The organism is Paenibacillus soyae, assembly GCF_024623455.1.
Lineage (GTDB): Bacteria > Bacillota > Bacilli > Paenibacillales > Paenibacillaceae > Pristimantibacillus > Pristimantibacillus soyae.
In genome coordinates this window covers 337,833-363,767 of the sequence record NZ_JANIPJ010000001.1, presented here as the reverse complement: position 1 = coordinate 363,767, position 25,935 = coordinate 337,833, and the positions used below count along the sequence as shown (strand labels likewise).

At 55.7% G+C, this 25,935-nt stretch carries 22 protein-coding genes; 6 read left to right on the top strand and 16 right to left on the bottom strand.

Going from position 1 to position 25,935, the window contains the following annotated elements; all coding sequences use genetic code 11:
- Positions 1 to 130: 130 nt before the first annotated feature.
- The 4 genes from recQ to citZ form a co-directional block, all read right to left on the bottom strand.
- A complete protein-coding gene (gene recQ, locus NQZ67_RS01635) occupies positions 131 to 2,290 on the bottom strand; it encodes a DNA helicase RecQ (protein WP_257442109.1) in 2,160 nt (719 codons plus the stop codon).
- A gap of 103 nt (positions 2,291 to 2,393) precedes the next feature.
- Entirely contained in the window at positions 2,394 to 3,338 is a 945-nt protein-coding gene (gene mdh / locus NQZ67_RS01630) for a malate dehydrogenase (RefSeq protein ID WP_257442108.1), read from the bottom strand.
- A gap of 340 nt (positions 3,339 to 3,678) precedes the next feature.
- The gene (gene icd / locus NQZ67_RS01625) at positions 3,679 to 4,974 is read right to left on the bottom strand and encodes an NADP-dependent isocitrate dehydrogenase (RefSeq protein ID WP_257442106.1); all 1,296 of its coding nucleotides are present in this window, start codon (positions 4,972 to 4,974) and stop codon (positions 3,679 to 3,681) included.
- A gap of 239 nt (positions 4,975 to 5,213) precedes the next feature.
- A complete protein-coding gene (gene citZ / locus NQZ67_RS01620) occupies positions 5,214 to 6,326 on the bottom strand; it encodes a citrate synthase (RefSeq protein WP_257442105.1) in 1,113 nt (370 codons plus the stop codon).
- Between the two features lie 308 nt (positions 6,327 to 6,634).
- Between citZ and NQZ67_RS01615 the strand changes: the two genes are divergently transcribed.
- Positions 6,635 to 8,149 carry a Ppx/GppA family phosphatase gene (locus NQZ67_RS01615; RefSeq protein WP_257442104.1) on the top strand — a complete coding sequence of 505 codons (1,515 nt, stop codon included), beginning with the start codon at positions 6,635 to 6,637 and terminating at the stop codon, positions 8,147 to 8,149.
- A gap of 35 nt (positions 8,150 to 8,184) precedes the next feature.
- Here the strand turns inward: NQZ67_RS01615 and ppk1 are convergent, their stop codons facing one another.
- The 9 genes from ppk1 to NQZ67_RS01570 form a co-directional block, all read right to left on the bottom strand.
- A complete protein-coding gene (gene ppk1 / locus NQZ67_RS01610; RefSeq protein WP_257442103.1) occupies positions 8,185 to 10,251 on the bottom strand; it encodes a polyphosphate kinase 1 in 2,067 nt (688 codons plus the stop codon).
- Between the two features lie 149 nt (positions 10,252 to 10,400).
- Positions 10,401 to 10,793 (bottom strand): FxsA family protein, encoded by a 393-nt coding sequence (locus NQZ67_RS01605; protein ID WP_257442102.1) that lies wholly within the window; start codon positions 10,791 to 10,793, stop codon positions 10,401 to 10,403.
- Between the two features lie 48 nt (positions 10,794 to 10,841).
- The gene (locus NQZ67_RS01600) at positions 10,842 to 11,312 is read right to left on the bottom strand and encodes an acyl-CoA thioesterase (protein WP_257442100.1); all 471 of its coding nucleotides are present in this window, start codon (positions 11,310 to 11,312) and stop codon (positions 10,842 to 10,844) included.
- A 107-nt stretch (positions 11,313 to 11,419) separates the two neighbouring features.
- On the bottom strand, positions 11,420 to 13,174 hold the full coding sequence (gene pyk / locus NQZ67_RS01595; RefSeq protein WP_257442099.1) for a pyruvate kinase: 1,755 nt from the start codon (positions 13,172 to 13,174) through the stop codon (positions 11,420 to 11,422).
- Between the two features lie 107 nt (positions 13,175 to 13,281).
- Entirely contained in the window at positions 13,282 to 14,322 is a 1,041-nt protein-coding gene (locus tag NQZ67_RS01590) for an acetyl-CoA carboxylase carboxyltransferase subunit alpha (protein WP_257442098.1), read from the bottom strand.
- Complete coding sequence (gene accD / locus NQZ67_RS01585; RefSeq protein WP_257442097.1) at positions 14,312 to 15,181, bottom strand: acetyl-CoA carboxylase, carboxyltransferase subunit beta; 870 nt, start codon at positions 15,179 to 15,181, stop codon at positions 14,312 to 14,314. The genes NQZ67_RS01590 and accD overlap by 11 nt, the downstream gene beginning before the upstream one ends.
- 42 nt (positions 15,182 to 15,223) lie before the next feature.
- Positions 15,224 to 15,412, bottom strand: a complete 189-nt coding sequence (locus NQZ67_RS01580) for a glutamate decarboxylase (RefSeq protein ID WP_119603116.1) — start codon at positions 15,410 to 15,412, stop codon at positions 15,224 to 15,226.
- Positions 15,413 to 15,608: 196 nt separating this feature from the next.
- Positions 15,609 to 16,109 (bottom strand): phosphatidylglycerophosphatase A family protein, encoded by a 501-nt coding sequence (locus tag NQZ67_RS01575; RefSeq protein ID WP_257442093.1) that lies wholly within the window; start codon positions 16,107 to 16,109, stop codon positions 15,609 to 15,611.
- Positions 16,110 to 16,197: 88 nt separating this feature from the next.
- On the bottom strand, positions 16,198 to 19,851 hold the full coding sequence (locus NQZ67_RS01570) for a DNA polymerase III subunit alpha (protein WP_257442092.1): 3,654 nt from the start codon (positions 19,849 to 19,851) through the stop codon (positions 16,198 to 16,200).
- A gap of 138 nt (positions 19,852 to 19,989) precedes the next feature.
- Between NQZ67_RS01570 and NQZ67_RS01565 the strand changes: the two genes are divergently transcribed.
- The 3 genes from NQZ67_RS01565 (at position 19,990) to NQZ67_RS01555 (ending at position 21,249) form a co-directional block, all read left to right on the top strand.
- Positions 19,990 to 20,316 carry a YtrH family sporulation protein gene (locus NQZ67_RS01565; protein ID WP_257442403.1) on the top strand — a complete coding sequence of 109 codons (327 nt, stop codon included), beginning with the start codon at positions 19,990 to 19,992 and terminating at the stop codon, positions 20,314 to 20,316.
- A 3-nt stretch (positions 20,317 to 20,319) separates the two neighbouring features.
- A complete protein-coding gene (locus tag NQZ67_RS01560; protein WP_257442091.1) occupies positions 20,320 to 20,826 on the top strand; it encodes a sporulation membrane protein YtrI in 507 nt (168 codons plus the stop codon).
- A 114-nt stretch (positions 20,827 to 20,940) separates the two neighbouring features.
- Complete coding sequence (locus NQZ67_RS01555) at positions 20,941 to 21,249, top strand: YtpI family protein (RefSeq protein WP_257442090.1); 309 nt, start codon at positions 20,941 to 20,943, stop codon at positions 21,247 to 21,249.
- Positions 21,250 to 21,482: 233 nt separating this feature from the next.
- On the opposite strand, the gene NQZ67_RS01550 is transcribed toward NQZ67_RS01555, so the two are convergent.
- A complete protein-coding gene (locus tag NQZ67_RS01550; protein ID WP_257442089.1) occupies positions 21,483 to 22,838 on the bottom strand; it encodes a DRTGG domain-containing protein in 1,356 nt (451 codons plus the stop codon).
- A 62-nt stretch (positions 22,839 to 22,900) separates the two neighbouring features.
- Positions 22,901 to 23,368 carry a hypothetical protein gene (locus tag NQZ67_RS01545; RefSeq protein ID WP_257442088.1) on the bottom strand — a complete coding sequence of 156 codons (468 nt, stop codon included), beginning with the start codon at positions 23,366 to 23,368 and terminating at the stop codon, positions 22,901 to 22,903.
- A 178-nt stretch (positions 23,369 to 23,546) separates the two neighbouring features.
- On the opposite strand from NQZ67_RS01545, the gene NQZ67_RS01540 reads away from it, so the two are divergent.
- Complete coding sequence (locus NQZ67_RS01540) at positions 23,547 to 23,918, top strand: helix-turn-helix domain-containing protein (RefSeq protein ID WP_257442087.1); 372 nt, start codon at positions 23,547 to 23,549, stop codon at positions 23,916 to 23,918.
- A gap of 84 nt (positions 23,919 to 24,002) precedes the next feature.
- Here NQZ67_RS01540 and NQZ67_RS01535 read toward each other — a convergent pair whose 3' ends face one another.
- A complete protein-coding gene (locus NQZ67_RS01535; RefSeq protein WP_257442086.1) occupies positions 24,003 to 24,323 on the bottom strand; it encodes a hypothetical protein in 321 nt (106 codons plus the stop codon).
- Positions 24,324 to 24,545: 222 nt separating this feature from the next.
- On the opposite strand from NQZ67_RS01535, the gene NQZ67_RS01530 reads away from it, so the two are divergent.
- Entirely contained in the window at positions 24,546 to 25,928 is a 1,383-nt protein-coding gene (locus NQZ67_RS01530) for a YheC/YheD family endospore coat-associated protein (RefSeq protein ID WP_257442085.1), read from the top strand.
- The last annotated feature ends 7 nt before the right edge of the window (positions 25,929 to 25,935 follow it).

Genomic DNA, 25,935 nt, shown 5'->3' with positions numbered 1-25,935 from the left:
GTAGTTTATCAGAAACTTCGCTATTTTCAAATGAACAAAAACGCAACAAACCGCCCTGCCGTATATGCCGGCAAAGCGGTATACGTTAATTGAGCCGAAGCGTTGAAAAATGAATGCCTCCGCGGATGGGTTAGCTGCTACGAATCCCGTGTTTGCATAAAACGCCGTGAATCGCAAAGTATGTCACTTCCGGAGGAAGCTCGTCCTTGATCGGACGGAGCTTCTCCGCGCCGACCTTCTCGATCGCGGCCATAATGAGCTCCTCCTGACCGTCCGGGATGATCCGTTCCCAATCTACAGGATGGCCTTCTCCCGCGCCGCGGATAATATGGCCTTCAACCGTCACTTGGCCGAAGCCTCTTGCCTTCGCGATCTCGCCCGGCTCCATGCCTTGGTTGAACAGCTCGAGCGACTGCAGATGGCTGGGCTGCTCCGAGTCTGAAGCCGGTCTCGCCGCAGACGTCGAAACCGGTCTCGGCGTTCGGGAGGAACGCTCGGCGCTTGGAGACTGATCGCCGGCATGCTCCGTTACGATTGCCGTTATTTGCTCGCCGTATTTCTGCGCTTTGGCTAGGCCAATGCCTTTGACGGCGAGAAGATCGTCCACAGACGTCGGCATCGCGTTCGCGATGTCTCTTAACGTCGCGTCGAAGAAAATCATGAACGGAGGCACCCCTTCCTTGGAAGCGGCATCCCTGCGCCATTGCTTCAGAGCTTCGAACAGCGGCGAAGACGCGGCCGGCGAATCGCCGCCGGCTTGTCTGACGGCGGCTCTCACCCGCTGCGAGATCATCTCCTTGCCTTCCAGCACGGGCAGCGCGCTCGCCGTAAGCGAAACCGTCGGGTACTGGCCTTCGCTAAGCCTCATATACCCTTCCGCCACAAGCCAGTACAGCCAGTCCGCAATTTCCTTCTCCGGCAGATTCCGCATTAAGCCATACGTGGACAACCGGTCCAAACCGAATTCGAGCAGCCGTTTATCTCTTGAACCCTTCAATACCTTCGCCACCATCGTGACGCCGAACCGTCCTTTCATCCGACCTACGCAGGACAGCGCCATTTTGGCGTCTTGCGTGCGGTCGACGGATTCGCTTTTGTCCAGGCAGCTGCTGCATTTGCCGCATGCCGGGACGTCTGATTCGCCGAAATAATCAACAATAAACTGCTGCAGGCACCGCTGCGTCCGGCTGTAATTCATCATCATATGAAGCTTGGACATCTGAATCGACTTCCGATCGGCATCTCCAGCGCCCTGCTCGATCAAAAATCGCTGCACCTGCATGTCCGCCGGCTCGAATAGAAGAACGCAGTCGCTCTCCTCCCCGTCGCGCCCGGCTCTTCCCGCCTCCTGGTAATACGATTCGAGATCGCCCGGCATCTGCCAATGCAGGACGAACCGGACATTCGGCTTGTCAATCCCCATGCCGAAAGCGTTAGTAGCCACCATTACGCGGATTTGGTCGAACCGGAACCGTTCCTGCGTTTCCGCTCGTTCGCTGTCGGACAATCCGCCATGATATTTGCCGGCTTCGACGCCGAGCTGCTGAAGCTTCGAGCATACGTCCTCCACTTCCTTCCGCGTCGCCGCGTATACGATGCCGGACTGCTGCTCCCGCTCCTTCAGAAACCGCTGAAGGAACCGTTTCTTATCCACCCCGCTGACAACGGAGAGGGATAGATTCGGCCTTGCGAATCCCGTGACATAGCGGCGAGGATCGTTCAGCTTCAGCATCGCCGTAATATCGTCCGCTACTTCCTCGGTCGCTGTCGCCGTAAACGCGGCCACAAGCGGACGGTTCGACATCCTCCCGATCCAGCCCGCCAGCTGCCGGTAGCTCGGCCTGAAATCATGGCCCCACTGCGATACGCAGTGGGCCTCGTCGATGGCGATAAGCGGAATATGAAGCTGCTCCGACAACGATTGGAACATAGGCGCGTCCAGACGCTCAGGCGCCACGTAGAGCAGCTTATACTCTCCTTGCATCGCGCTTCGAAGCACGTCGCGGTATTCGGCCGCGCTCAGGGAGCTGTTCAGAAACGCGGCTCGCACGCCGACCCGGCTCAAGCTGTCGACCTGGTCTTTCATCAGCGAAATAAGCGGCGAAATGACAAGGGTCGTTCCCGGAAGCAGAAGCGCCGGAATTTGATAACAAATCGATTTGCCTCCGCCCGTGGGGAGTATCGCCAATGTGTCATGTCCATCTACTATGCCGGCTATTATCTCTTCCTGTCCTTTCCGGAAAGAATCATAACCGTATATCTCCTTCAGGAGTTGTCTTGCTTTCTCCATACGCGGAGCAGCCTCCTTCCCATTGGAACGGAAAAGACCCTGGCAGTGATTCTGTCAGGGTCCTCCCGAATTTCTATCTATTGCGGTCCGCTTGCTTGCTTGATCAGCCGGCTGTTACGACTTGGATAACGCTGCGGACGGATTCGGCGGACTTATCGAGCGCCGCTTTCTCTTCCGGCGTCAGCTCCAGCTCGATCACCTTCTCTATGCCATCGCCGCCGATAATCGCCGGAATGCCCATAAAGAGGTTGTCATAGCCGTATTCGCCCTCAAGATAAGCGATAACCGGAATGATCCGTTTCTTGTCCTTCAGAATAGCCTCGGTCATCTGGACAAGGGAAGCAGCAGGCGCATAATACGCGCTGCCGTTGCCCAGCAGGTTCACGATTTCTCCGCCGCCGACGCGGGCGCGCTGCACGATCGCCTCGATGCGGTCCGCCGGGATCAGCTTCTCGATCGGAATACCCGCCACGTTGGAATAACGTACGAGAGGGACCATATCATCGCCGTGTCCGCCGAGCACGAAGCCGCGAACATCCTCGACCGATACGTTCAGCTCTTGGGCTATGAACGTACAGTAACGAGCCGTATCCAGCACGCCGGACTGGCCAATGACGCGATTTTTCGGGAAACCGAGCGTCTGGTAGGCCGCGTATGTCATGGCGTCTACCGGGTTGCTCAGGATAATGACGTAAGCGTTAGGACTAGTCGCCTTCACGCTCTCGCAGACCGACCGGACGATGCCGGCATTCGTGTTCACGAGATCGTCCCGGCTCATGCCGGGCTTCCGTGCGACGCCTGCCGTGATGATAACGACGTCGGAATTTCTCGTATCTTCATAGCTTGACGTACCGATGATATTGGAATCCACGCCCATCACCGGAGTCGCCTCCAGCATATCGAGCGCTTTTCCTTTCGTCGGGTTCTCCAGCGGCGCGATATCCACCAGCACGATGTCCCCAAGCTCCTTCTGCGCGAGCATCAGCGCCGTAGTCGCCCCCGTAAAGCCTGCCCCGACGACCGTAATCTTCTTACGCGTAATAGCCATTCCAATTGCCTCCCATCGAATAAATACTCATTCAACGCACGAAGCCAACTCGACCGCCATACCAAACATCCGGTTTCTCTGCCCATTAAGTCGTTTTAATCCGTATCGCTTATTTCACTCCAAAAGCTCGCTTGCTCAATTGATCGCTTTTGAACTCCTCCCAACCAAACTCGGCCAGTTGTCCCTCCAGGGACAACCGCCCACAAAAACGAGAAGCCGCGCTCCTCTGTAACTCCGACGTTCTTCAGGCGGGTGTCCAGAGGGCGCAGCGCCTCGGGGCCCTCCCTTGGAAGGGAGGGTTTGGGTGGGTTTGAAAAGCCCTTAATAAGGGTTTCGGTTACTACATGTTTTTAATGATTTCGTCAGCAAACGCCGAGCACTTCACTTCGGTTGCGCCTTCCATCAGGCGTGCGAAGTCGTAAGTAACGGTTTTGTTGTTGATCGATGTTTCCATGCCTTTGTAGATCAGGTCAGCCGCTTCTTGCCAGCCCAGATGCTCGAGCATCATAACGCCGGACAGGATAACGGAACCAGGGTTCACGACGTCTTTGTCCGCGTATTTCGGAGCCGTACCATGAGTAGCTTCGAAGATCGCATGGCCAGTCAGGTAGTTGATGTTAGCGCCCGGAGCAATACCGATGCCGCCTACTTGAGCAGCCAGAGCATCAGACAGGTAGTCGCCGTTCAGGTTCAATGTCGCGATAACGTCGAAATCGGTTGGACGAGTCAGAACTTGCTGCAGCGCGATGTCCGCGATAGCATCCTTCACGATGATTTTGCCGGCTGCTTCCGCCTCAGCTTGCGCTTTGTTCGCAGCGTCTACGCCTTCCGCTTCTTTGATGCGGTCGTATTGGCCCCAAGTGAACGTTTGCTCCGCGAATTCTTGCTCGGCAACTTCGTAGCCCCAGTTTTTGAACGCGCCTTCGGTGAATTTCATGATGTTGCCTTTGTGTACCAAAGTAACCGATTTTCTGCCGTGCTTGATCGCGTATTCGATCGCTGCGCGAGCAAGGCGTTTCGATCCTTCAGCGGAAACAGGCTTGATGCCGATGCCGGAAGTTTCCGGGAAACGGATTTTGTTAACGCCCATTTCATTTTGCAGGAATTGGATCACTTTTTTCACTTCCGCCGAACCTTCCGCGTACTCGATGCCCGCATAGATGTCTTCCGTGTTCTCGCGGAAGATGACCATGTTCACGAGCTCAGGGCGTTTAACCGGGGAAGGCACGCCGTCGAAATAACGAACTGGACGAAGGCAAGTGTACAGGTCCAGCTCTTGGCGAAGCGCAACGTTCAGGGAACGGATGCCGCCGCCGATTGGCGTCGTCAGAGGTCCTTTGATCGCAACGATGTATTCGCGGATCGCAGTCAATGTATCGTTAGGAAGCCATTCGCCGTAAGTGTTGAACGCTTTTTCGCCGGCGAACACTTCGTACCAGGCGATTTTTTTGGAGCCGCCATAAGCTTTGTCTACAGCTGCGTCAAGAACGCGCTTGGATGCGCGCCAGATGTCGCGTCCCGTTCCGTCACCCTCGATGAAAGGGATGATTGGGTTGTTAGGTACTTGCAGCACGCCGTTGTCGATCGTAATTTGCTCGCCTTCAGTTGGAAGCGCGTATTTTTCGAATTGAGCCATTGATAAATCCTCCTAAAGTTTTTTAGTAGTTGCAGCGGATTGCCGCAATGAGAAAAAACTGCCTCATAAGCGTAAACCATTTATTGAATTTGCAGCGGTAGCCGCAAAAAGAAAACTGGCTTCGTAAGCATAAACCTGATTCTGTTTATTGGCAAGCCGTGCCAACCTATGTACCCGCAAGACAGGGAAAAGGAGAACAAGCTTGCCGCTTGTTCCCGCTTCTCCTACCGCTACTATGATTAGCGCTGCTCGATCGGAATGTACTTGGCGTTAACGGGACCGACATAGTCCGCGCGAGGACGGATCAGACGGTTATCCTGGTATTGCTCCAGAATATGAGCGCTCCATCCGGATACGCGGCTGATCGCGAAAATCGGCGTGAACAGATCGCGCGGAATTTCAAGCGCCGTGTACACGGAAGCGGAATAGAAGTCGACGTTCGGCTTCAGACCCTTCTGGCCGGTAACGAGCTCTTCGATCTTGACGGACATTTCGTAAAGCTCCATGTTGCCGGTCAGCTTGCCCAGCTCGCGGGACATCTTCTGAAGATGCTTCGCGCGCGGGTCGCCGTTTTTGTAAACGCGGTGGCCAAAGCCCATGATCTTCACCTTGTTCGCAAGCGCGTTTCCAATATAGCTCTCGACGTTCGCGGAGGAGCCGATTTCTTCGAGCATGACCATAACCGCTTCGTTCGCTCCGCCATGCAGAGGGCCCTTGAGAGCGCCGATCGCGGAGGTTACGCCGGAATAAATGTCCGACAGCGTCGCTACCGTAACGCGGGCAGCGAACGTGGAAGCGTTAAGCTCGTGGTCCGCGTGAAGAACAAGCGCTTGGTCGAGCGCTTTCACCGCTACCTCGGCAGGCTCGTTGCCTGTAAGCATGTACAAGAAATTATAAGCGATCGAAACGCCCTTCTTCGGAGCAACCGGCTCTTTGCCTTCGCGAATGCGCGCGAAAGCGGCGATTACCGTAGGAAGCTGAGCCTGCAGCTTGATCGCTTTCAGCTGGTTCGCCTCCGGGGACATGTCGCCCGCCGACTCGTCGTACAGCGCCAGGCTGGACACGGCCGTGCGAAGAGCCGCCATCGAATTCGTACCCTTCGGATACAGCTTGATGCCTTCGATTACTTCGCGCGGAACCTCCGCATATTGATCCAGCTGCTTCTGCAGCCCGTCCAACTCGGAACGATTCGGTAGCTTGCCGTACCACAGCAGATACGCCACTTCTTCGAAGGATGCATTCTCTGCAAGATCGTCAATGTTGATGCCGCGATATGTCAGAACCCCATCGATGATGGAGCTGATGGAGGACGCTGCTGCGACAATTCCTTCCAGACCCTTAGTTGCTGTCATCGTTCTCTCTCCTTTATACTCGAAATAGTTCATTAATTACCAATGGAAACGGTTTTGTAGCACTGTCTTTAATCATAAATGATTTTTCCAATGAAGCCAACAAAATCGGACATAAAAATGCTTTATCGGCATCATTGATAATTTGAATCGCTATGTACGCAAAGCCGTCTTTTTACGCCTGGAATCCGCTTCCCGACAGCTAATTATTCCACGGGGACTATGGGATTATACTTCGATTCGGCGGCATGATTATGGTAAAATGACCTGAATACAATCGGCGTCCCCGGATCGCCGCACGGAGGTACTACATGACCGGACAACGCATTGGCATTATCGATATTGGCTCCAACTCCGTCAGGCTTGTCGTGTACGAAAGAACCGATAACGGCGCTCACCGCGTCGTCGACGCCAGCAAACGGTCCGCCAGGCTGAGCGGCAAAATAGATGAAGGCGGAGCATTGCAGGACGACGCGCTGTCCGAGCTGATAGACACGCTTCGGCATTTCATGCGAATCTGCTCGCATCACGGCATCGCGCACATCCGAGCGGTAGCCACCGCCGCCGTCCGCAACGCCACCAACCGGGAAACCATCTTGCGCCGGATCAAAGACGAAATCGGGCTCTCGATCGAGCTGCTATCCGGCATCGACGAAGCTTCATTCGGTTTCCTCGGCATGATCAATTCGCTAAATATATCCGAAGGATTCCTAATCGACATCGGCGGCGGCAGCACCGAGCTCTCGCTCTTCCGCGAACGCGAGCTGGTTCATTCGGTTTCCTTCCCGTTCGGGTGCGTCAGCCTGAACAAGAAATTCGATTCGAGAGAGCAGCTGTCCGACGACGCTTTGAAGGCAATCGAATCGATCGTAGGGGAAGCCGTCCGCGGTCACTCGTGGATTCGCGAAGCGCCGGGCTTGCCGCTGGTCGGCGTCGGCGGGACGGTACGCGCCCTTGGCAAGGTGCATCAGGCGGTTCATCAGTATCCTTTTGCCCAGACGCATAACTATGAAATGACCGAATCCAGCGTAGACGAGCTGTTCCAGACGCTTCGCAGGCAGCCTCTCGACAGAAGGCGCAAGACGCCCGGCTTGTCCAAAGACCGCGCTGACGTCATCGTGCCGGGGATCGCCGTGCTGCGAGCGGTATTCCGGGCCGCCCGCGCTTCCCATTACCAAATATGCGGCGCGGGTCTGCGGGACGGTCTGTTCCACGCCACGCGCTTCCCGAACCGTCCTAAACTGGACGACCCGCTGTCCTTCAGCCTCCGGAACATTAGCGCCTTGCATACCGAAGCGCCGAGACAGCACGTCATGCAGGTGAACCGTCTTGCCCTCGAAATTTACGACGACCTGCAGCCGGTTCACCGTTTCGACGCCAGGGCTAGAACGCTGCTGGATTGCGCCTCCCAGCTCCACCGGATCGGAGCATCCATCGAATATTACGATTATGCCAGACATTCCTTCTACCTGATCATCCATTCGCATTTGAACGGACTGACGCACAGGGAAATCATCTTGACGGCTTCCATCGCCTCCTACAAGAGCAAAAGCAAGGTCAAAAGCCAAGTCGCCGAATATCGTTCGCTTATAAGCGACAGCGACATCGAGCTGATCTGCAAGCTCGGCCTCCTTCTTCAGCTGGCTGCCTCGCTGGATCGGAGCGAGACGCAGGCGATCGGCCAGCTGACCGTCCGGACGACCGACAGGCTCATGCTGATTCGGCCTCTGCAAATAAGAGGCTCCCTGGCGGTCGAACGCAGGGAGCTCGAAGAAATCGCGTCTGATTTCAAGAAGCAATGGGAGCTTGAACCCGTGCTCCTCTAAGAGGTTGTTCAACCGGGCATTTTGAACATTCACCTTTAGGCATGGCCTTTCCAAAGCTGGATCTTCTTCGCTTCGAACTGGCTGCGGAAAGGCGTGTCGCTTCGGCTTGCAACAGGCTCATATAAGCCGCTTGGCTTCAGCTCCCTCGCCTTCACGTCATCCTCCAAGTTGAGGCGAAGCATATTGATCAGGATCATGCGAAGGCCCGGATCGAACACCGGACACATGAGCTCGATGCGCTTCATCAGGTTGCGGGTCATCCAATCCGCGCTGGAGAGATACACCTCTTCCTCCCCGCCGTTATAGAAGTACATGACTCTTGCATGCTCCAAGTAACGGTCTACAATGCTGAATACCTTAATATTTTCGCTGCGGCCGGGTACGCCCGGCCTTAAACAGCAGACGCCCCTGACGATGAGATCGATTTTGACCCCCGCCTGCGACGCTTCGTACAGCTTGTCGATCATATCCTGATTGGACAGCGAATTCATTTTGGCAATAATATGCGCCTTCCGCCCGGCGAGGGCGTTGTCCCGTTCCCGGTCGATCAGCCGGAACAGCTTCTCCCGCAAATCCGTCGGCGCCACGCCGAACGCCTTCCATTCATAGGGGGACGAATAACCGGTGACTTCATTAAACAAAGCCGATGCGTCCCCGCCGATAACGGGATGGGCGGTGAACAAACCGATATCCGTGTATAACGTGGCCGTATTATCGTTATAGTTGCCCGTACCGACGTGAACATATCGCCGCAGCGTGCCTTGCTCCCGTCTGACGACAAGCAGTATTTTCGCATGGGTTTTCAGTCCGACCAACCCGTATACGACATGGCAGCCCGCCTTCTCAAGCTGTCTCGCCCAAGCGATATTGCGCTCCTCGTCGAATCTTGCCTTCAGCTCTACGACAACGGTCACCTGCTTGCCGGCCTCCGCCGCCTTCGCCAGAGCCTGGACTAGCGCGGACTGTCCGCTCACCCGGTACAGCGTCATCTTAATAGCCAGAACGTCGGAATCGTAAGCGGCTTGCAGCACGAAGTCGTTCACCGCTTCAAACGATTCGTAGGGATGATACATCAGTACATCGCGCTGCCGAATGATCTCGAACATATCATCGCTTTCGTCGAATTCTCTCGGATAGACCGGCTCCATCTTCTCGTAACGCAAATTATCATATCCAGGCAGACTGCCCACGAACCGGAGCAAGAAGCTTAGGTCGAGCGGCCCGTCGATTTCGAACAGATTATCTTCGATCTCCAGCTCGTCGCGCAGCGTCTCCAGCGCATACGGATGCATGCCTTTGGCTACTTCCAGACGGACCGGAATCCCCCATCTCCGTCTGCGCAGCTCCTTCTCGATCTCCTCGAGCAGATCCTCCGCGCCTTCCTCGTTCAGCGTCAGATCGGCATTGCGCGTCAACCGGAACGGGTGCACCGCAAAAGGCATATAGCCATTGAACAGGGTATCGATGAATTGCTCGATGACGTCTTCCAGCAGAACGAATTCCTGCTTCTTGCTGTTGATGCGGCCTTGCACCGGCACATAGCGGGACAGGATCGACGGCACCTGCACAATAGCGAATAGCGGCTCTTCCTCATCCGTGGCATCCTCGCGCTTCAGCAAGACGGCAAGATAGAGCTCCTTCGTATGAACAAGCGGGAAAGGCCGGCTCTGGTCCACCGCCATCGGCGTCAGTACGGGAAACACGATCTCGTGAAAATAATCCGAAACCGCCTTCTTCTGAGTCGCGTTCAGCTCGTCAACGGCACGAATGCAGATGCCTTCCTTGGCCAGACATCTCGTCACTTCACGGTAAGTACGATACTGCTCGAACACCATGCTCGTCGCGCGTTTGATCAATCGCTTCCAGAGACCCGCGGGCGTATAGCCCGTAAAATCCGTCTTCGTCAGTCCCGCTCTCATCTGGTCTTGAATGCCGGCCACGCGAACGCTCATGAACTCATCCAAATTACTGGATACGATCGACAGAAACTTCGCGCGTTCAAGCAAGGGATTTCGCGTATCCTGAGCTTCCTCCAGCACTCTTCGATTAAACTCGATCCAGCTTAAATCACGGTTAACGTAAGGGGACAATAGCTTGGTCATTAGGTGTTTCCTCCTACAGGGTTTACAAAGTAAACCCACGTCGTAAGCATAAACTTAGGTTTGCGTCAGCAAACCTACAACATCTTCCCTATTATGACGGCTTACTATTATTGCCATATTAACGAAATGTAAAGCCAGCGTAAACAAGCCTAAAATCTTCGGATCGTGAAATTGCCGTTACGCATCCGTTTCTCGAGCCACTGTAACACCATATGACGAAAAATAGGACGGGTGATAGGCAGAAGCAAGACTAGACCGAGGATATCGCTGAAAAAACCGGGGGTCAGAAGAAGCAGCCCTCCGAACAGGACAATAATTCCGTCTACGATAGCACGCCCGGGCATCTGGCCGGATTGAAGCTGTCTCTGGGCTTCCAGCCACACCTTGCGCCCTTCGGAACGGGCGAAATACGCGCCAAGGGCGCTCATGGCCAAAATAATAAAAAACGTGTTCCACCCGCCGATCCATTCCCCCATCTGCAGGATCCCCCATAATTCGATAACGGGCACGATCAAAAATGCCGCAAGAATCCACTTATACATCCTATTCCTCCCTTCTTGTTCTACATGCTTACGATTGTCGTCAGCCCGTCATTCTCCTCCGCTGACAACCGCGTATAATTCCGGCATTACTTTGTTCAGCCTGGCCGGCTGCCAGTCCGTATTCACCCATACGTGCTTCGTGCCTCCTTCGACCAGGAGATCGCCGGGCAGCGCCTCGCCGAATGGAATTTCCGCATTCGCAAAATTCTCTTCCTTGACCTTCCGGACCTGGGACTGGAACGAGATCCGAAGCGGCGTGCACGATTCGATTCTTGTACAGATGACGACGGTATCGTCATACCTTGCGGGAGCGATATACTGGCAAGATAGATCTACGACGGGGAGCAGCAATCCGTTGCTCTCAATCGATTTGTAATCGTAGCCTGCAGCCCTGATCCATTCCGTTCTTCCGATTTCGAACCAGGTCACGTAGTTCCCGTGAAAAACGACACCCATCTGGTCGGTCTCCTGATATCTTACCCGAAGCGGATGCAGCCGCCAAATTCCGTTTAGCGCCATTTCTTATTTCACCTTCTTCTTTCCTTACCGAATATGTGCGTGAATGGAACAAAAAGCGACGGTGACATCACCATCGCTTTCCATTCTAGAGCCATTTATATGGGGTATTACAGTACTTTCGATTGACCGGAGTAGATGAAGCCCGTCTCCGCGTACACGGTTACTTCCATGCCATCCTTAAGCGAATCGGTTGCGCCGCTAACGCCCAGGATAACCGGAATGCCAAGGTTCAGACCGCATACGGCCGCATGGCTCGTAATACCGCCTTGCTCCGTAATAACGGCTCCCGCTTTCTCGAAGGCCGGCATATATTCTTTATCCGTGGAGATAGCGACAAGAATATCGCCTTTCTCGACTTTGGAGACGGCTTCCTGCGGGTTGCGGGCAACAACCAGCTTGCCCGTTACCGTCTGGCTGCCGATGCCTTGCCCTTTGGCAAGCAGCTCGCCAATATGGTGAATCTTCATCAGGTTCGTCGTGCCGGCGCGTCCAACCGGAACGCCTGCCGTAATGACGATCGTATCGCCAAGGCTCAGCAATCCCGTGCTCATGGCGCCTTTCACCGCATTCTCGAACATTTCGTCCGTTGTATCGGCATCCGCGCCTTGAACCGGAATAACGCCCCAGCCAAGTGCCAGTCGCTTCATCACCTTCGAGTCTGTCGTTACGGCGATGATCGGAGCTTTCGGACGATACTTGGATACCATGCGCGCCGTGAAGCCGCTTTGCGTAGACGTAACAATCGCTTTCGCGTTCAGGTCGAGGGCGGAGTTCGCCACCGCTTGGCTGATCGCTTCGGTCACGGATGTTTGCTGCGCATTCGCTTGCTTCGTGAAGATCTCGCGATACTCAAGCGCGCTTTCGGCGCGCTCCGCGATGCGGGACATCGTTTGCACGGATTCGACCGGATATTTGCCGGCAGCCGTCTCGCCGGACAGCATGATCGCGTCCGTGCCGTCGAAGATCGCGTTCGCTACGTCGCTCGCTTCCGCGCGAGTCGGACGAGGGTTGCGCTGCATCGAATCCAGCATTTGCGTTGCCGTAATAACCGGCTTGCCCGCGCGATTGCATTTTTTGATCATCATCTTCTGAACGAGAGGAACTTCCTCCGCCGGAATCTCAACGCCGAGATCGCCGCGGGCTACCATCAGGCCGTCGGATACTTCCAGAATCTCGTCCAGGTTGTCCACGCCTTCTTGGTTCTCGATCTTCGAAATGATTTGGATATGGCTCGCGTTGTGCTTCTCCAGAAGCTCGCGGATTTCCAGAACGTCGCTCGCTTTGCGCACGAACGAAGCCGCGATGAAGTCGACGCCTTGCTCGATGCCGAACACGATGTCTCCCGCGTCCTTCTCCGTAATGCCCGGCAGCGAAATCTTGACGCCCGGCACGTTCACGCCCTTCTTGCTCTTGATCGGTCCGCTGTTGACGATGCGGCAGTGGATTTCCGTTCCTTCGATCGATTCCACCGTAAGTCCGATCAGGCCGTCGTCGATCAGGACGGTCGAACCTACCGACAGATCGTTAGGCAGATTGCTGTACGTTACCGGAATGCGGCTGCGGTCGCCCAGAATTTCTTCGGTCGTGAGCGTGATCGCATCGCCTTGCACCAGCTCGATCGGTTCTTCCTTCAGCTTGCCGAGACGAATCTCAGGTCCTTTGGTGTCCAGCAATATCGCTACGGATGTGCCCAGCTCGCGATTAGCCAGTCCGATGTTCTTAATCCGGTTGCCGTGCTCCTCGAAATCTCCGTGGGAGAAGTTCAGACGAGCTACGTTCATCCCAGCCTGAATCAATTTCTTCGTGTTCTCCAGCGACTCGCTGGAAGGGCCGATTGTACAGACGATCTTTGTTTTGCGCATGTTAAATTTCCTCCGTTTAGTGCCTAAATGTCTTGGTCTAATTCATATGAAATACACGCGGCTACGCGGGCTTGTCCCGCGTAAATCGCGATTGTATACCTAACTAGTTAAAGCGTGGGAGCGGTCTCGTTGCCTTGCGCTTCGGCGCGGGGCGTCTCTCCACGAGCGGCAGCCTGCTCGCCCGCTTCTGCTTCGGCTATTTGGAAATAGCCGACCTTGCGGAATTTGTTGTAGCGGTCTTCAATCAGCTGCTCCGGCGTAAGCTGCTTCAGCTCTTGCAGATGCTTCCATAGGCCCGCTTTGATCTTCTCGGATTGGAATTCCAGATCGCGATGCGCGCCGCCCTGCGGCTCTTCGATAATCTCTTCGATAATGCCGAATTCCAGCAAATCCTTGGCCGTAATCTTCATGGCCTCGGCGGCTTGATCCGCTCTCGATGCATCCTTCCAAAGAATGGATGCCGCGCCGTTCGGCGAAATGGCCGAATAGATCGCGTTCTCGAGCATAAGCACGCGGTTCCCGACGCCGAGCGCAAGCGCTCCGCCGCTGCCGCCTTCGCCGATGACCACGCAAATAATAGGCACGCCAAATCCGGCCATCTCCCTCAAATTGCGCGCAATCGCTTCGGATTGGCCCCGTTCCTCGGCGGTGTTGCCGGGGTAGGCGCCTTTCGTGTCGATGAACGTAATAATCGGGCGACCGAATTTGTTGGCCTGCTGCATGAGACGAAGCGCTTTGCGGAAGCCCTCCGGATGGGGGCTGCCGAAGAACCGGGCGATGTTATCGCGCGTATCCTTGCCGCGCTGATGGCCGATAACCGTGACCGGTACCCCGTTCAGCTTGGCCAGGCCGCCAACAATTGCTAGATCGTCAGCGAACAACCGATCCCCGTGAAGCTCCATGAAATCGGAGAAAATTTCTCCGATGAAATCAAGCGATGTCGGACGCTGGTGATGTCTCGCCAAGTGCATCTTCTGGGCGGCGGTCAGCTCGCTGTACAGCTCTTCTTCCAGCTGCTTGCAGCGTTCCTCCAGCCTCAGAATTTCCTCCGAGAAATCGATGCCTTTGCCGACGCTTAGGCTCTTCAGCTCTTTGATCTTCTGGCGAAGCTCGATAATCGGCTTCTCAAAGGGCAGTTCATTCGCCATGGATCGATTCCTCCTTCACGGCATGCATGTCCAGGAGCTTCGCAAGCGTAGCCTTCATATCTTTGCGGTGAACGACTTTGTCGAGCTGACCGTGCTGAAGATTGAATTCCGCCGTCTGGAAGTTGTCCGGCAGCTTCTGGCGAATCGTCTGTTCGATAACGATTCTGCCCGCGAAGCCGATGAGCGCGCCAGGCTCGGCCAAATTGTAGTCGCCCAAACTCGCGAAGCTGGCGGATACGCCTCCTGTCGTCGGATCGGTGAATACGGATATGTACAAGCCTCCGGCGCCTTGGAATTTCGCGAGGGCCGCGCTTGTTTTCGCCATCTGCATGAGGCTTAGAATACTCTCTTGCATGCGAGCTCCGCTTGACGTGGAGAAGATAATGAGCGGAAGTTTCTTCTCGTGCGCGGCTTCGATCGCTCTCGTTATCTTCTCCCCGGCTACCGAGCCCATGCTCCCCGTGAAGAAATCGAAGCTCATCACCGCGACGACGACCGGGAAGCCCCCGATCTTGCCTTCGCCCGTCACGACGGAATCCCGCAGATTCGATTTCGCTTTCTGCTGCTCGAGCTTATTCGCGTAACCCGGGAAACCTAGCGGATCCACGGACTCCATGCCGGCGTCGTATTCAAACAAATGCCCGTCATCGAGCGTCATCCCGATCCGTTCCCATGCGTTCAACCGGTAATGATGTCCGCATGACGAGCAGACCTTCAAATTTTTCTCTAATTCTTTGGAGTACTGAATGGTGCCGCACTTGGAGCACTTATTCATCAATCCTTCGGGAATATCGCGCTTGGGGCGCTCCGAAGGGATGGTTGCGTACTTCTTCTTCGAAAATAAGTCCTTTATTTGCACGTATGTGACACCTCTCAAGGCGCAATAGTGAATAGACTGTCATCAGGGACGAATGATGGAATTGAACACTTCCTGCACTTCTTCCAACTCGCCTGACGGAACCAGAATTTCATATTGCTGTTTGGACAGATTGACGGGCCGGATCTTGACCAAAAAACCTTCTTCCGTAAGCCGTTTCTTGATGTTCTCTGCCATTTTTGCTGTTGGTGCGATATAGATGACCGTCCACATCCTGGTACCTCCTGAAAACCCGCGTAAAGCAAAGTTATCCTAGCAAGCGTAAACGGCTGTCGCCGTCTTATGGTAAGACACGAAGCGCCGGCTGCGAGCTTCCGCAGCCCGGACCCGTGCCGTTCTATGGTGGCGCAGCTTACGATTCCTTCCGTATCCCGCCAAAAGGCCATATGATGCGATAATGATAACATAGTTATGGCGATTCGGGCAAATGATATCGGATGGCCTTCGGGTCACCGTGCGCGATGCGCGCGGATGCGGCCGCCGCCAGGCCCGCGACTAGATCGTCGAGGAATACGTGAATTTTTTCGCCCTTCAAGTTCAATTGCCGAATGATGCCCGGCTTCATCTTGTCCAAATAGCCGAAGCTGGTGAGGCCGATCATGCCGTATACGTTCGTTATGCCGAGCGCCAGCGTCTCGTCAACGCCGTAGAGCGATTCGTCCTTCTCCATTATAGCTTGAAGAGGCTCGGGAAGGAGTCGCCGTTCGGCCAGCTCATCCAGAGCAATGCCGGTGTACAGGACGTATTGAACCTCCCTTTTCTCCAATACGGCGCGGACGCTATCCCGGCACTCGTCCATTTGGAGATCCGCATTGTAAGGCCTCTGCAAATTGTAGACAATCTCCGCAACGTCTTCAATCGTTACGCCGCGCTTCTCCAGCCATTTCTCTATTCCGTTCACGGGCACCATTCCTCTCGTGGGCTGCTTGTATCTCTATGCATATGCTCGTACAAGCCAATATGTGCATAGAAATCTCGAATACCCGCGAAATCGCCCGTTACCTCACGACAGCCGTCCCCGCCCCAAGCAGCCTTTCGATCGCCTGCCTGAGCTGCGGCGAACCGTTCACGCGATGACTGTCGCTTAGCGCCATCATCTTATTCTCCCTTTCATAGAACAAAACCGTATCCATGGGTCCCGGCTGCGAAATGAGCAAATCCTTTAATTGGCTCAGGACGTCCGGCTGCTCTCTCTCCGCCGTTATCTTAACGAACAATCTTTGCTTCTTGTTCCCGTCGGCGGATGCAAGCGAATCCGCTGTCTGCGGACGCTGGGTTAAGGCTGCCGCCGCCGTGGTCTCGGGACGGCCCTGCCCTGTTCCGTTACGATGCTGGCCGGAAGGTCTTGCTCCCTCGCCCTGCGGCGTTCTAGGGTACGGCTCTCTTGACGCTCGCATGCGGGCGCTCTGGCGCAGCCGCTTGACCTGAGCCGCCAAATACTCGTCCGCCCCCGCGATCGGCACGACGTCTTCCACCAGAAGCTTGTACTCCTCGTCCCCGTGCTGGACGGTCGCTTGCATGATGACAAGGCCGTCCTTGGCGAGCTTACCGTGCACTCTCTTCCAGACGTTCGGGAACACGACCGCTTCGACTCTCATGACGCGGTCCTCGACCTCGAGGAACCCCATCGCGTTGCCCTTCTTGTTCGTGAACGGCTTCAGCCCGGCGATCATGACCCCGATAATCGCGATCGCTCCTTCTTCCACGTCGTTCAGATCGATCAGCCTGTCGAGCTCCAGCTTATCCAGCTGCTCGGCCGCCGAGTCGAGAGGGTGACCGGACAAATACATGCCTAGCAGCTCCCGCTCGAAATCCAGCTTCTGAGACGTTGTGAACGGACGAATGTCCGGCAGCTCGACATCCCAATTCTGAACCTCCTCGAAGCCGAACAGCTCGATCTGCAGCTCCTCCTTCTCCTTGCGCCACTTCACCGCCGCTTCCACTGTTTCTTCAAGCGCGGCGAGCAGCTGGGAGCGGTGCCCCGGCAGCGAATCGAATGCCCCCGCCTGGATAAGCGATTCCAGCACGCGCTTGTTCACGACGCGCAGATCGACCCGCTTGCAAAGGTCGAGCAGGCTTTCGTATGGCCCCGCGGCCCGCTCCTTCAGTATCGCCTCGATCGCCTGCGTGCCGACGTTCTTGATGGAGGCCAAGCCGAACCGGATCGCGCCTTCGGAAGGGGTGAAGGAGGTGCTGCTTCCGTTAATGTCGGGCGGCAGCACCTCGATGCCCATTCTGCGGCATTCGTCGGCATATTCCGCGGTCTTGCGCATGTTGCCCGTCACCGACGCCAGCATCGAGGCCATGAACGGCACCGGGTAGTGCGCCTTCAGCCAAGCCGTCTGGAAAGCCAGCACCCCGTACGCCGCCGCATGCGCGCGCGGGAACCCGTAATCGGCGAATCGAACGATCATGTCGTAGACCCGGTTCGCGTCTTCCTCGCCGTACCCCTGCGCTAGACTTCCCTTGACGAAATGCGAACGTTCCTCGTCCAGCACTTCGCGCTTTTTCTTGGATACCGCTCTACGCAAGAGATCCGCTTCGCCGAGCGAGAAGCCCGCCATAAGCGAGGCGATCTGCATGATCTGCTCCTGGTAAACGATGATGCCGTACGTATCCTTCAGAATCGGCTCGAGCGAAGGATGGGGGTACTCGACCGCGAGCGCGCCGTGTTTGCCTCCGATGTATTTCGGAATAAATTCCATCGGTCCCGGACGATACAGCGCCAGCACGGATACGATATCTTCGAACGTCGACGGCTTCAGTTCCCTCAGTACGCGCCTCATGCCGGTCGACTCGAGCTGGAAAATGCCCGTCGTATCGCCTCTCCCGAGCATGGCGTACGTGTCGGGATCGGAATCGCTTATATTCCGGAAATCGATTGTCCTTCCGAATTGCTCCTTCACCCAGGCAAGCGACCTCTCCAGAATGGAGAGCGTGCGCAAGCCGAGGAAGTCCATCTTAAGAAGGCCAATCGCCTCCAGGTTCTCCATGGAGTATTGCGTCAGCGGAATCGATTCGCTCCCACCCTGCAGCGGGACGTAATGAGTCAGGGGCTCCTGCGAAATGACGACCCCCGCCGCATGGGTAGAGGCATGACGCGGCATCCCTTCGACCTTCAGCGCCATCTTCAGCATGGCGTCCGTCTTTGGCTGGCGCTCGCAAGCCTCCCGCAGCTCGCCGCTAATGCGAAGGGCCTCCTCCAGCGTTATGCCCAGCTGATTCGGAATAAGCTTGGCGGCGCGGTCCACCTCTTGGAACGGAACGTTCATCGCCCGGCCGACGTCCCTGACCGCCGCTTTGGCCGCCATCGTGCCGAAGGTAATAATCTGTGCGACATGCTCATCGCCGTATTTGGCGGAGACGTACGCGATAACCTCGTCCCTGCGCTCGTCGTTGAAGTCGATATCGATATCCGGCATCGTGACCCGCTCCGGATTGAGGAAGCGCTCGAAGAGCAGCTTGTACTTCAGAGGGTCCACATCCGTAATCCGCAGCGTGTAGGCGACGAGACTGCCGGCGGACGAGCCCCTGCCCGGCCCCGTCCGGATGCCGCGGTCGTGCGCGAACCGGATGAAATCCCAGACGATGAGGAAATAATCGCTGAAGCCCATATTTTCGATGACGTTCAGCTCGTAGGCCAGTCTGCTCTCCGCCTTGGCGCGGAAATCCGAGCCGTCCATCCACTCGGGCAGACCGGCGTATCTCGCCTGCAGCCCGTCGCGGCACAGCTCGGCCAAGTAAGAAGCCGAAGTGGCGCCCTGCGGCACGGGTCGGAATACGGGGAGCGCGGCGCGGCCAAGCGTAAGCTCCAGGCGGCATTTGTCCGCGATCTCAACCGTATGGGCAATCGCTTCGGGCACATGGCGGAACAATGACGCCATCTCGTCGCCGCTCTTCAAATACAACTGATCCGTAGCGATGCGCATCCTATCCTGATCGTCAATGGTCTTGCCCGTACCGATACAGATCAGGACGTCTTGCACGGCCGCGTCCTCGGGACGCAAATAATGTACGTCGTTCGTCGCGACGAGCTTGATGCCGGTAGCGCGAGCGAGCTCGATCATGGCGGCGGCCACTTTCTTCTGCTCCAGCATGCCGTGATCCTGAAGCTCCAAGTAGTAGTCGTCCCCGAAAATATCGCGGTAACGAAGCGCGGCCGCCCGCGCTTCATCGGGACGATCATGCAGCAAATGCTGGGACACTTCTCCCGCTAGGCAGGAGCTTAATACGATTAGTCCTTCCGAATGGGCCGCCAGCGCTTCCATGTCGACTCTCGGTTTATAATGATGGCCTTCCAAGTGGCCGATTGTGCACAGCTTCATCAGGTTTCGGTAGCCCGCGGCGTTTTTCGCCAGTACGATCAAATGATAGATCGGGTTATCCTTGCGGGAGCCCTTGTCGAACCGGGAGCCGGCGGACATATACAGCTCGCAGCCGATAATCGGCTTAATGCCGTGCGCCAGACACGCGCGATAGAACGGAATGGCGCCGTACATCACGCCATGGTCCGTCAGCGCCAGCGCCTCCATGCCGAGCTCGGCGGCCCTCGCGACAAGCTCCTTGATCCGGGCCGCCCCGTCCAGAAGGCTGTATTCGCTATGGGCATGCAAATGAACGAATGAGGTGCCCTTGCTTGCTGCTGCGTTCATTTCTATCACTCCCTTCTTGAAAAAGCTAGACTTTTTCAACACGCGCTTAAAGTTAACGCTATTTTATCATAATCGGGATGGACACGCCCATAGAATGGTACAAAGCGCTAGGGGGAACGAGACGTGGAGACAAGCGGGATGACTTATTTTTTGTCCAAGGCGGGCATGGACTTTTTTATCGCGTTCGGCGTCGTGATCGGCGGATCGATGCTGGCGGGAGTTGGCGCGGTGTTCATGCTGATGCCGCCGGCGACAGTTATGTTCGATACGGCGATGCGGCTGAAAATATGGGCGATCGTGGCGGCCATCGGCGGATCGATCGATCCCGTCAAGGTGATCGAAAGCAATCTGACGCTCGGCCATCTGTCGCCTGCCGCGCAGCAGATCTGCTTCATCCTGTTCGCGTTCCTCGGGGCGCATATGGGAACCGAGCTGGTCAAACTCGTCTGCAAAGGGGGCATTTAACCGATGAGAGTGCCTCCGTTCGAGCGTTATGTCCGGGGGATGCAGGCGTTCGGCGTTTTTCTGTTGGGAATGATCGTTGGGGCCGTCGTGCTCCACTCGTTGTTTGTCGCTCAATTCGAAGCGCTCTACCAGACCCAGAACGAGCTTGAGGCGAAGCTTGAGGAATACGACCAGGAAGTGAAGGAGCTCACCAAATACAAAAACCAGCCCACCGTCATAAAGAGCCTGCAAGTTCGGGTTAGCCGCGAGGACGGCGGAACCGTCTTGGACAAGTCGGCCGAAGCCGAGCTTATTAAACGGGTGAAAGCGGATTTGTCGACTTTCATCGGCCGCAGCATCTACGAAATCGACTCCGACGCCAAATTCGCGAGAAGACTGCTGGAACGAAATGTATACGTGGACGTGTACGGCAAAGACTACGCGGTCGAAATCCAAACGGTGCTCCTGGCCGAATACAAGCTTCAAATCTGGATGACGGCGAAGCCCGTTGCCAAACCTCCCACTTCCTAACACAAGCGGGTCATTATCTGCTACAATAGATGGCGGTTGACCAACTGCACAAGAAAGGACCGTTCCCCATGTGGGACCGGTCCTAATCGCATAGTAAAGGAGCTGCTATTTGTAATGGATCAATTGCTGCAATACGGGCTGTACCCGGCGATCATGATTACGCTGACATTGTCCGCGTTCTTCAGCTTAAGGGCGCGGCGCACGAACGACATGCGAACCAAAGGCATGCATACCGCCCGAATGAACATCAGCATGGGCTTCCTGCTCATCTTTATCGCGCTCGTCCAGCTGTTCCTGTCCGAAGACTCCACGCTGCGGATCGTCATCGGCGGCATCTTCATCGCGATCGGCGTCTTCAACCTATTCGCCGGCCTTCGCAACCTAAGCGTCTACCGCTCCATGAAGCAAACCTCGGAGGGTTAAACTTCACGGTAATTCGATATTGCAAGTGATGAATTAAATGCCCTTGATTCTATTCCAATAGAGTTCAAAAAATCGCTTTTCAGCACCGAGAAAATTGGATGAAGCTAGGATCTGAGGAGCGGAGCGTAGTGGAGCTACGTGAGCACCGGAAGATCCGGCTGAATTCAATATTCGATGTCGAGCTTGCCTCCTGAATTCTCATCGTGATCAAAAGCGTTTTTTTGAACTTCCTCTTAATAGGGGTCGATCATTTGGGCTGTGAGCATGGCTTTTGCTGCTAATCCTTGGCGGTCCTGCACTTCGATCTCCAGCTTGGAGAACTTCCGGCTCAGCTCGAGCGGCTTCGGCTTAATCGTAATCTCGCTGTCGATCTGCACCGGCCTTACATAATAAGAAGTCATGCTCTCCAGCAGGAAATCCCTCTTTCCAGTCTCGCGAATCATTCTTCTTGCCGCTTGGGTCATCAGCGTCGACAGAAGTCCTTCCGACGCCATGCCGAGAGCTCCCGACATTTGGGGAGTAATCGATCCCCTGTAGCTGATCCCCGCGTCGTCCGCTGCCTTCTCCTCCGACTGAACGAAGCCCGTCCACATCAGATCCTCGAACGTTTCACCCGATTCAGGCTGCTTGCCGGCGAACCGCATCGCGTCCAGCACCTCTTGCCGGGTTACGACCCCTAGAAGCTTGCGGTGACGGTCGACGATCGGCAGCAAGTCGATGCCTTCGGCCGCCATCGTATGCGCGGCGGACGTCACCGTTATATTCGGCGCTGCCGTAATCGGCTGTCTCGTCATGACCTTCTCCACGGGAATATCCTCGGCGATGCCGACCGCATCCTTGGCGGTCATCATTCCGACGACTCTGCCGCGTTCATCCACGACGGGGAACCTGGAGTAACCGGATTTAGCGGACAGCTTGACGTAGTCCGCCACCGTCTCGCCGCTCTTCATCACGTCCGCGGGACGGCTGAACGTCACGATATCCTCAATCAGCATAATTTTTCGTTTGATCAGACGGTCATACATCGCCCTGTTGATCAACGAGGCCACCGTAAACGTATCGTGGCGGGATGAAAGTATAGGCAGAGACAGCTCATCCGCCAGTCGAATGACCTCTGCGCTCGGTTCGAAGCCGCCCGTAATAAGCACGCCGGCCCCTTGTTCCAGCGCGCATCGGTGAGCGCTAACCCGGTTGCCCACAATGAGCAGGCTGCCTTCGTCGATGTAGCGCAGCATCGCGTCCAGCTCCATCGCCCCGATAACAAATTTATGAAGGGATTTCTCGAGTCCATCCTCCCCGCCGCAAATTTTGCCGTCTACGATGCGGGCCACTTCTCCGAAGGTCAGCAGGTCGAGCGCTTCCCTTCGCTTGCGGTCGATGCGGACGGTGCCGATCCTCTCCTTCGTGCTGACAAGCCCGGAAGCCTCCGCCTCCTTGAACGCCTTATAGACGGTACCCTCGCTCACGCGCAGCGACTTCGCGATCGCTCTAACCGAAATTTTTGTTCCGATCTTCAAGCTCTGGATATGCTGCAGGATCTGTTCGTGCTTCGTGCCGGATTCGTTTCCCTGTTCATGATTGGTAGCCACGTATGCTCAACTCCTTGTCTCCTTCTATTATAGAGCAAGGCCGCCCTTCTTCGGAAACGGGGCTACCAATGGAATTCAATTTTCTCCACCTTCAATCCCGCGTCCACGGCTTCGCCGTTTGCGCCATGCAGCTTCCACTTCCTGAACAGCTGCCCGATCGTGCCCGGATTGATGGCGTTCTCCGCCCCGCGCACGACAAATTGCTGCCAGTCGTAATCGATCGGCACCCGGTACCGAACCTTATATATAGGATAATTCTCGAATTCTATCATTTGGGATGGAATAGCCTCGTAAAGCGTAGTGAAAAGGAAGGAGCCGCTCTCGCTGCGGGGGCGCTCGATCGGGTCGGACTTCAGCTGCATGACGTACTCCACCGTCTGCGACCGCACGTTCACGCCGCAGCCGAACGAGCCTCTGGCCATTACCCTCTTCGAATGCCGGTGCGAGAAGCGGTAAGTGAAGGATACCGTAAACTTCACATGGCAATAATAGGACCGCACATTGCGGAAAAACTCGAACTCCTCTACCATTCTCCCTCACTCTCCCTTCCGCGTTTGCATTCCACTAGTCTAACACAACTGCATATTTATGTTAATTATAATCATTCGACTATTTCACAGTCAATGACTATAGTCACGATTTTAGAAGCATTCTATATAATGTTGTTGCATCCGCGGTAACATTCTATCGTTAGGCTGAGGTGAAAAAATGAGCGACATCGGACAGAGGATCGGAGAGAACATCCGCATTCTGCGTAAGGCCAAGGGACTAAGCCAGGAGCAGCTCGCGCTGAGAGCGGATATTAACGCATCGTACATGGGACAAGTCGAACGCGGCGAAAAAAATCCGACGATCGACGTGCTGAACAAAATCGCCGCCGCCCTGCACACCCCGCTCGAAGACGTCGTGAACATCCGCGCGAAGGAAGCGCCAGCCGTCCCCGCCGAAGCGGAAGAGTCGCGATACGCCGAAAAGATCGCAATTCAGCTGCAGGGCTTGAACGTGAAGGAGCAGGAAGCCGTCTACAAATTCGTCAAGCAGCTCGTGCAATTCAAGGAATTGCATTCGTTCGATTCATAGAGTTCTCTTAAGAACAAACAAAAAAGAAGAATCCGCTTCCCTGAAGCAGGTTCTTCTTTTTTTCCTTTCGTGTTCGGGACGCTCCTACTGCCTGGCTCTCGCCGAACGCTTGTCCTTCTCGCGCTTCGCGAAGGTCCGCTCCAAGCTCCGCTCCCATTGCAGAGCCTTCGCCTTCTTGATGCGCGCCAGCTCGCGCCGCTTCTCCTCGTTTACGAACAAGAGCATGTTCACGTTGGCAGCGATGATCACGGCCGCGAATCCAAGCCAAGCATACCAGAATACTCGAAAGCCCTCACCGGTTCCGCCCTGCTCGAGCCGAGCCAAGGCATAGAACAGCATAGCCAGCGCCGCAATCAGGTACAGGAGATGACGCCCCTTTTCTTTCCATCTGCTTCGTTGCTCCATTCTATTATTCCTCCTTGCTTGATACGCTCTCACCCTTCATTCTATGAATTCCCTCCTCCCTCTATGACTGCGGAATCTCCCTCCGGCAAGGCGCCTCCTCTTCGATACAATCACAAACACCCATAAGGCTTCATATGATAAATTAATTCGTTTCAAAACAACTTATGCCGTTACGCCCCCGATCGCATGAGCTCCCGTGGTTCGGAAGGAGAAATAAAAGAAATGCTCAAAACGAAAGTTGCCATACAGGTGATCAGCTCGGATAAGCTGCCGGAAGACACGATCATGCTGGGCGAAAGCTACATCCGATATTGGAAAATCCCCCGCGGCCAGCATGTGCGGCTGAAATTCGGCTCCCTCCGCCAGCATGTCAAAATTATACCCGTCGCGAGATTTTCGGGCATGCGCGTCAGCCAGTCTCTGGCGAAAAAGATGGGACTGCCGGCCGCCGGCTCCGATCGTCATCATCTGCGGCTCCACTATAAGCCGGGCACAGGCGTGCTTTCACTCGGCCCCCTAATCGGCGTTTTGATCAGCCGGGACTTTCCTATGACGCCCGATAAGCCGTTCGGGAGCATTACCATGTTCTGCAAGGAGCTGGTCGAGGCTTGCAAAGCGCAAGGCGCGTTCGTCTTCTTCTTCGCCCCGCATCATATCGGCGCGGACACGAGCAGCGTGCAGGGATGGATTTATGCCGGAGGCTGGAAGCAGACGACGATGCCGGCCCCGGATGTCGTGAACAACCGGCTGACGACCCGCAAGCTCGAGAACAGCGAATCGGTGCAGCGCTTTTTGCGGGAGACCAAGCAAAGCCATTCGACGATCGTATTCAACGAGAAGTTTCTGGACAAAACGGAGGTGTTCGACGCGCTGAAGGCGGACGAAAACCTGACCCGTTATTTGCCGGAATCCCATCTGCTTCGCAATTACGCCACGCTTCGCTCGATGTGCGGGAAACACGCCAATGTGTTCCTGAAGCCCGTGCGCGGAAGCCTCGGCAAAGGCATCATACGCGTCTCGAATCTGGATGGCTCTAGCTATCAGGCGCTTCACGCGACTCCTACGGGATCGAAAAAAACAACGTATGCGAGCCTCGCTAAGCTGTACGCCTCACTTTCCGTCAAGATGAAGTCGGTGCGCTATCAAATTCAGCAGGGCCTGCAGCTGATCGAAATTCAAAAACGCCCCGTCGATTTCCGCGCGCTCGTCCAGAAAAACGCGAGCGGCAATTGGGTCATCACCTCGATCGTCGCGCGGACGGCGGGAAGCCAGCATTTCGTATCGAACCTGGCGCGAGGCGGGACGCTCAGCACGGTCAGCGCGGCAGTCGCCAAGAGCAATCTGAGTACAAGCGTAAACCGCTTGGACACGTCCGGCCGGCTTCGAAGCGCGGCGCTCCAGATCGCCAAAGGAATCGAGGAGCATATTCCCGCCCACTTCGGCGAGCTTGGCATCGATCTCGCGCTGGACACGAACGGGAAGGTCTGGCTGCTTGAAGTCAATTCGAAGCCGTCGAAGAACGACAATACGCCTCTGAACGAAGGCAAGATCAGACCGTCCGTACGGATGATGATTCAATACGCCCGCTATGTCGCGGGCTTCTAAGGGAGGG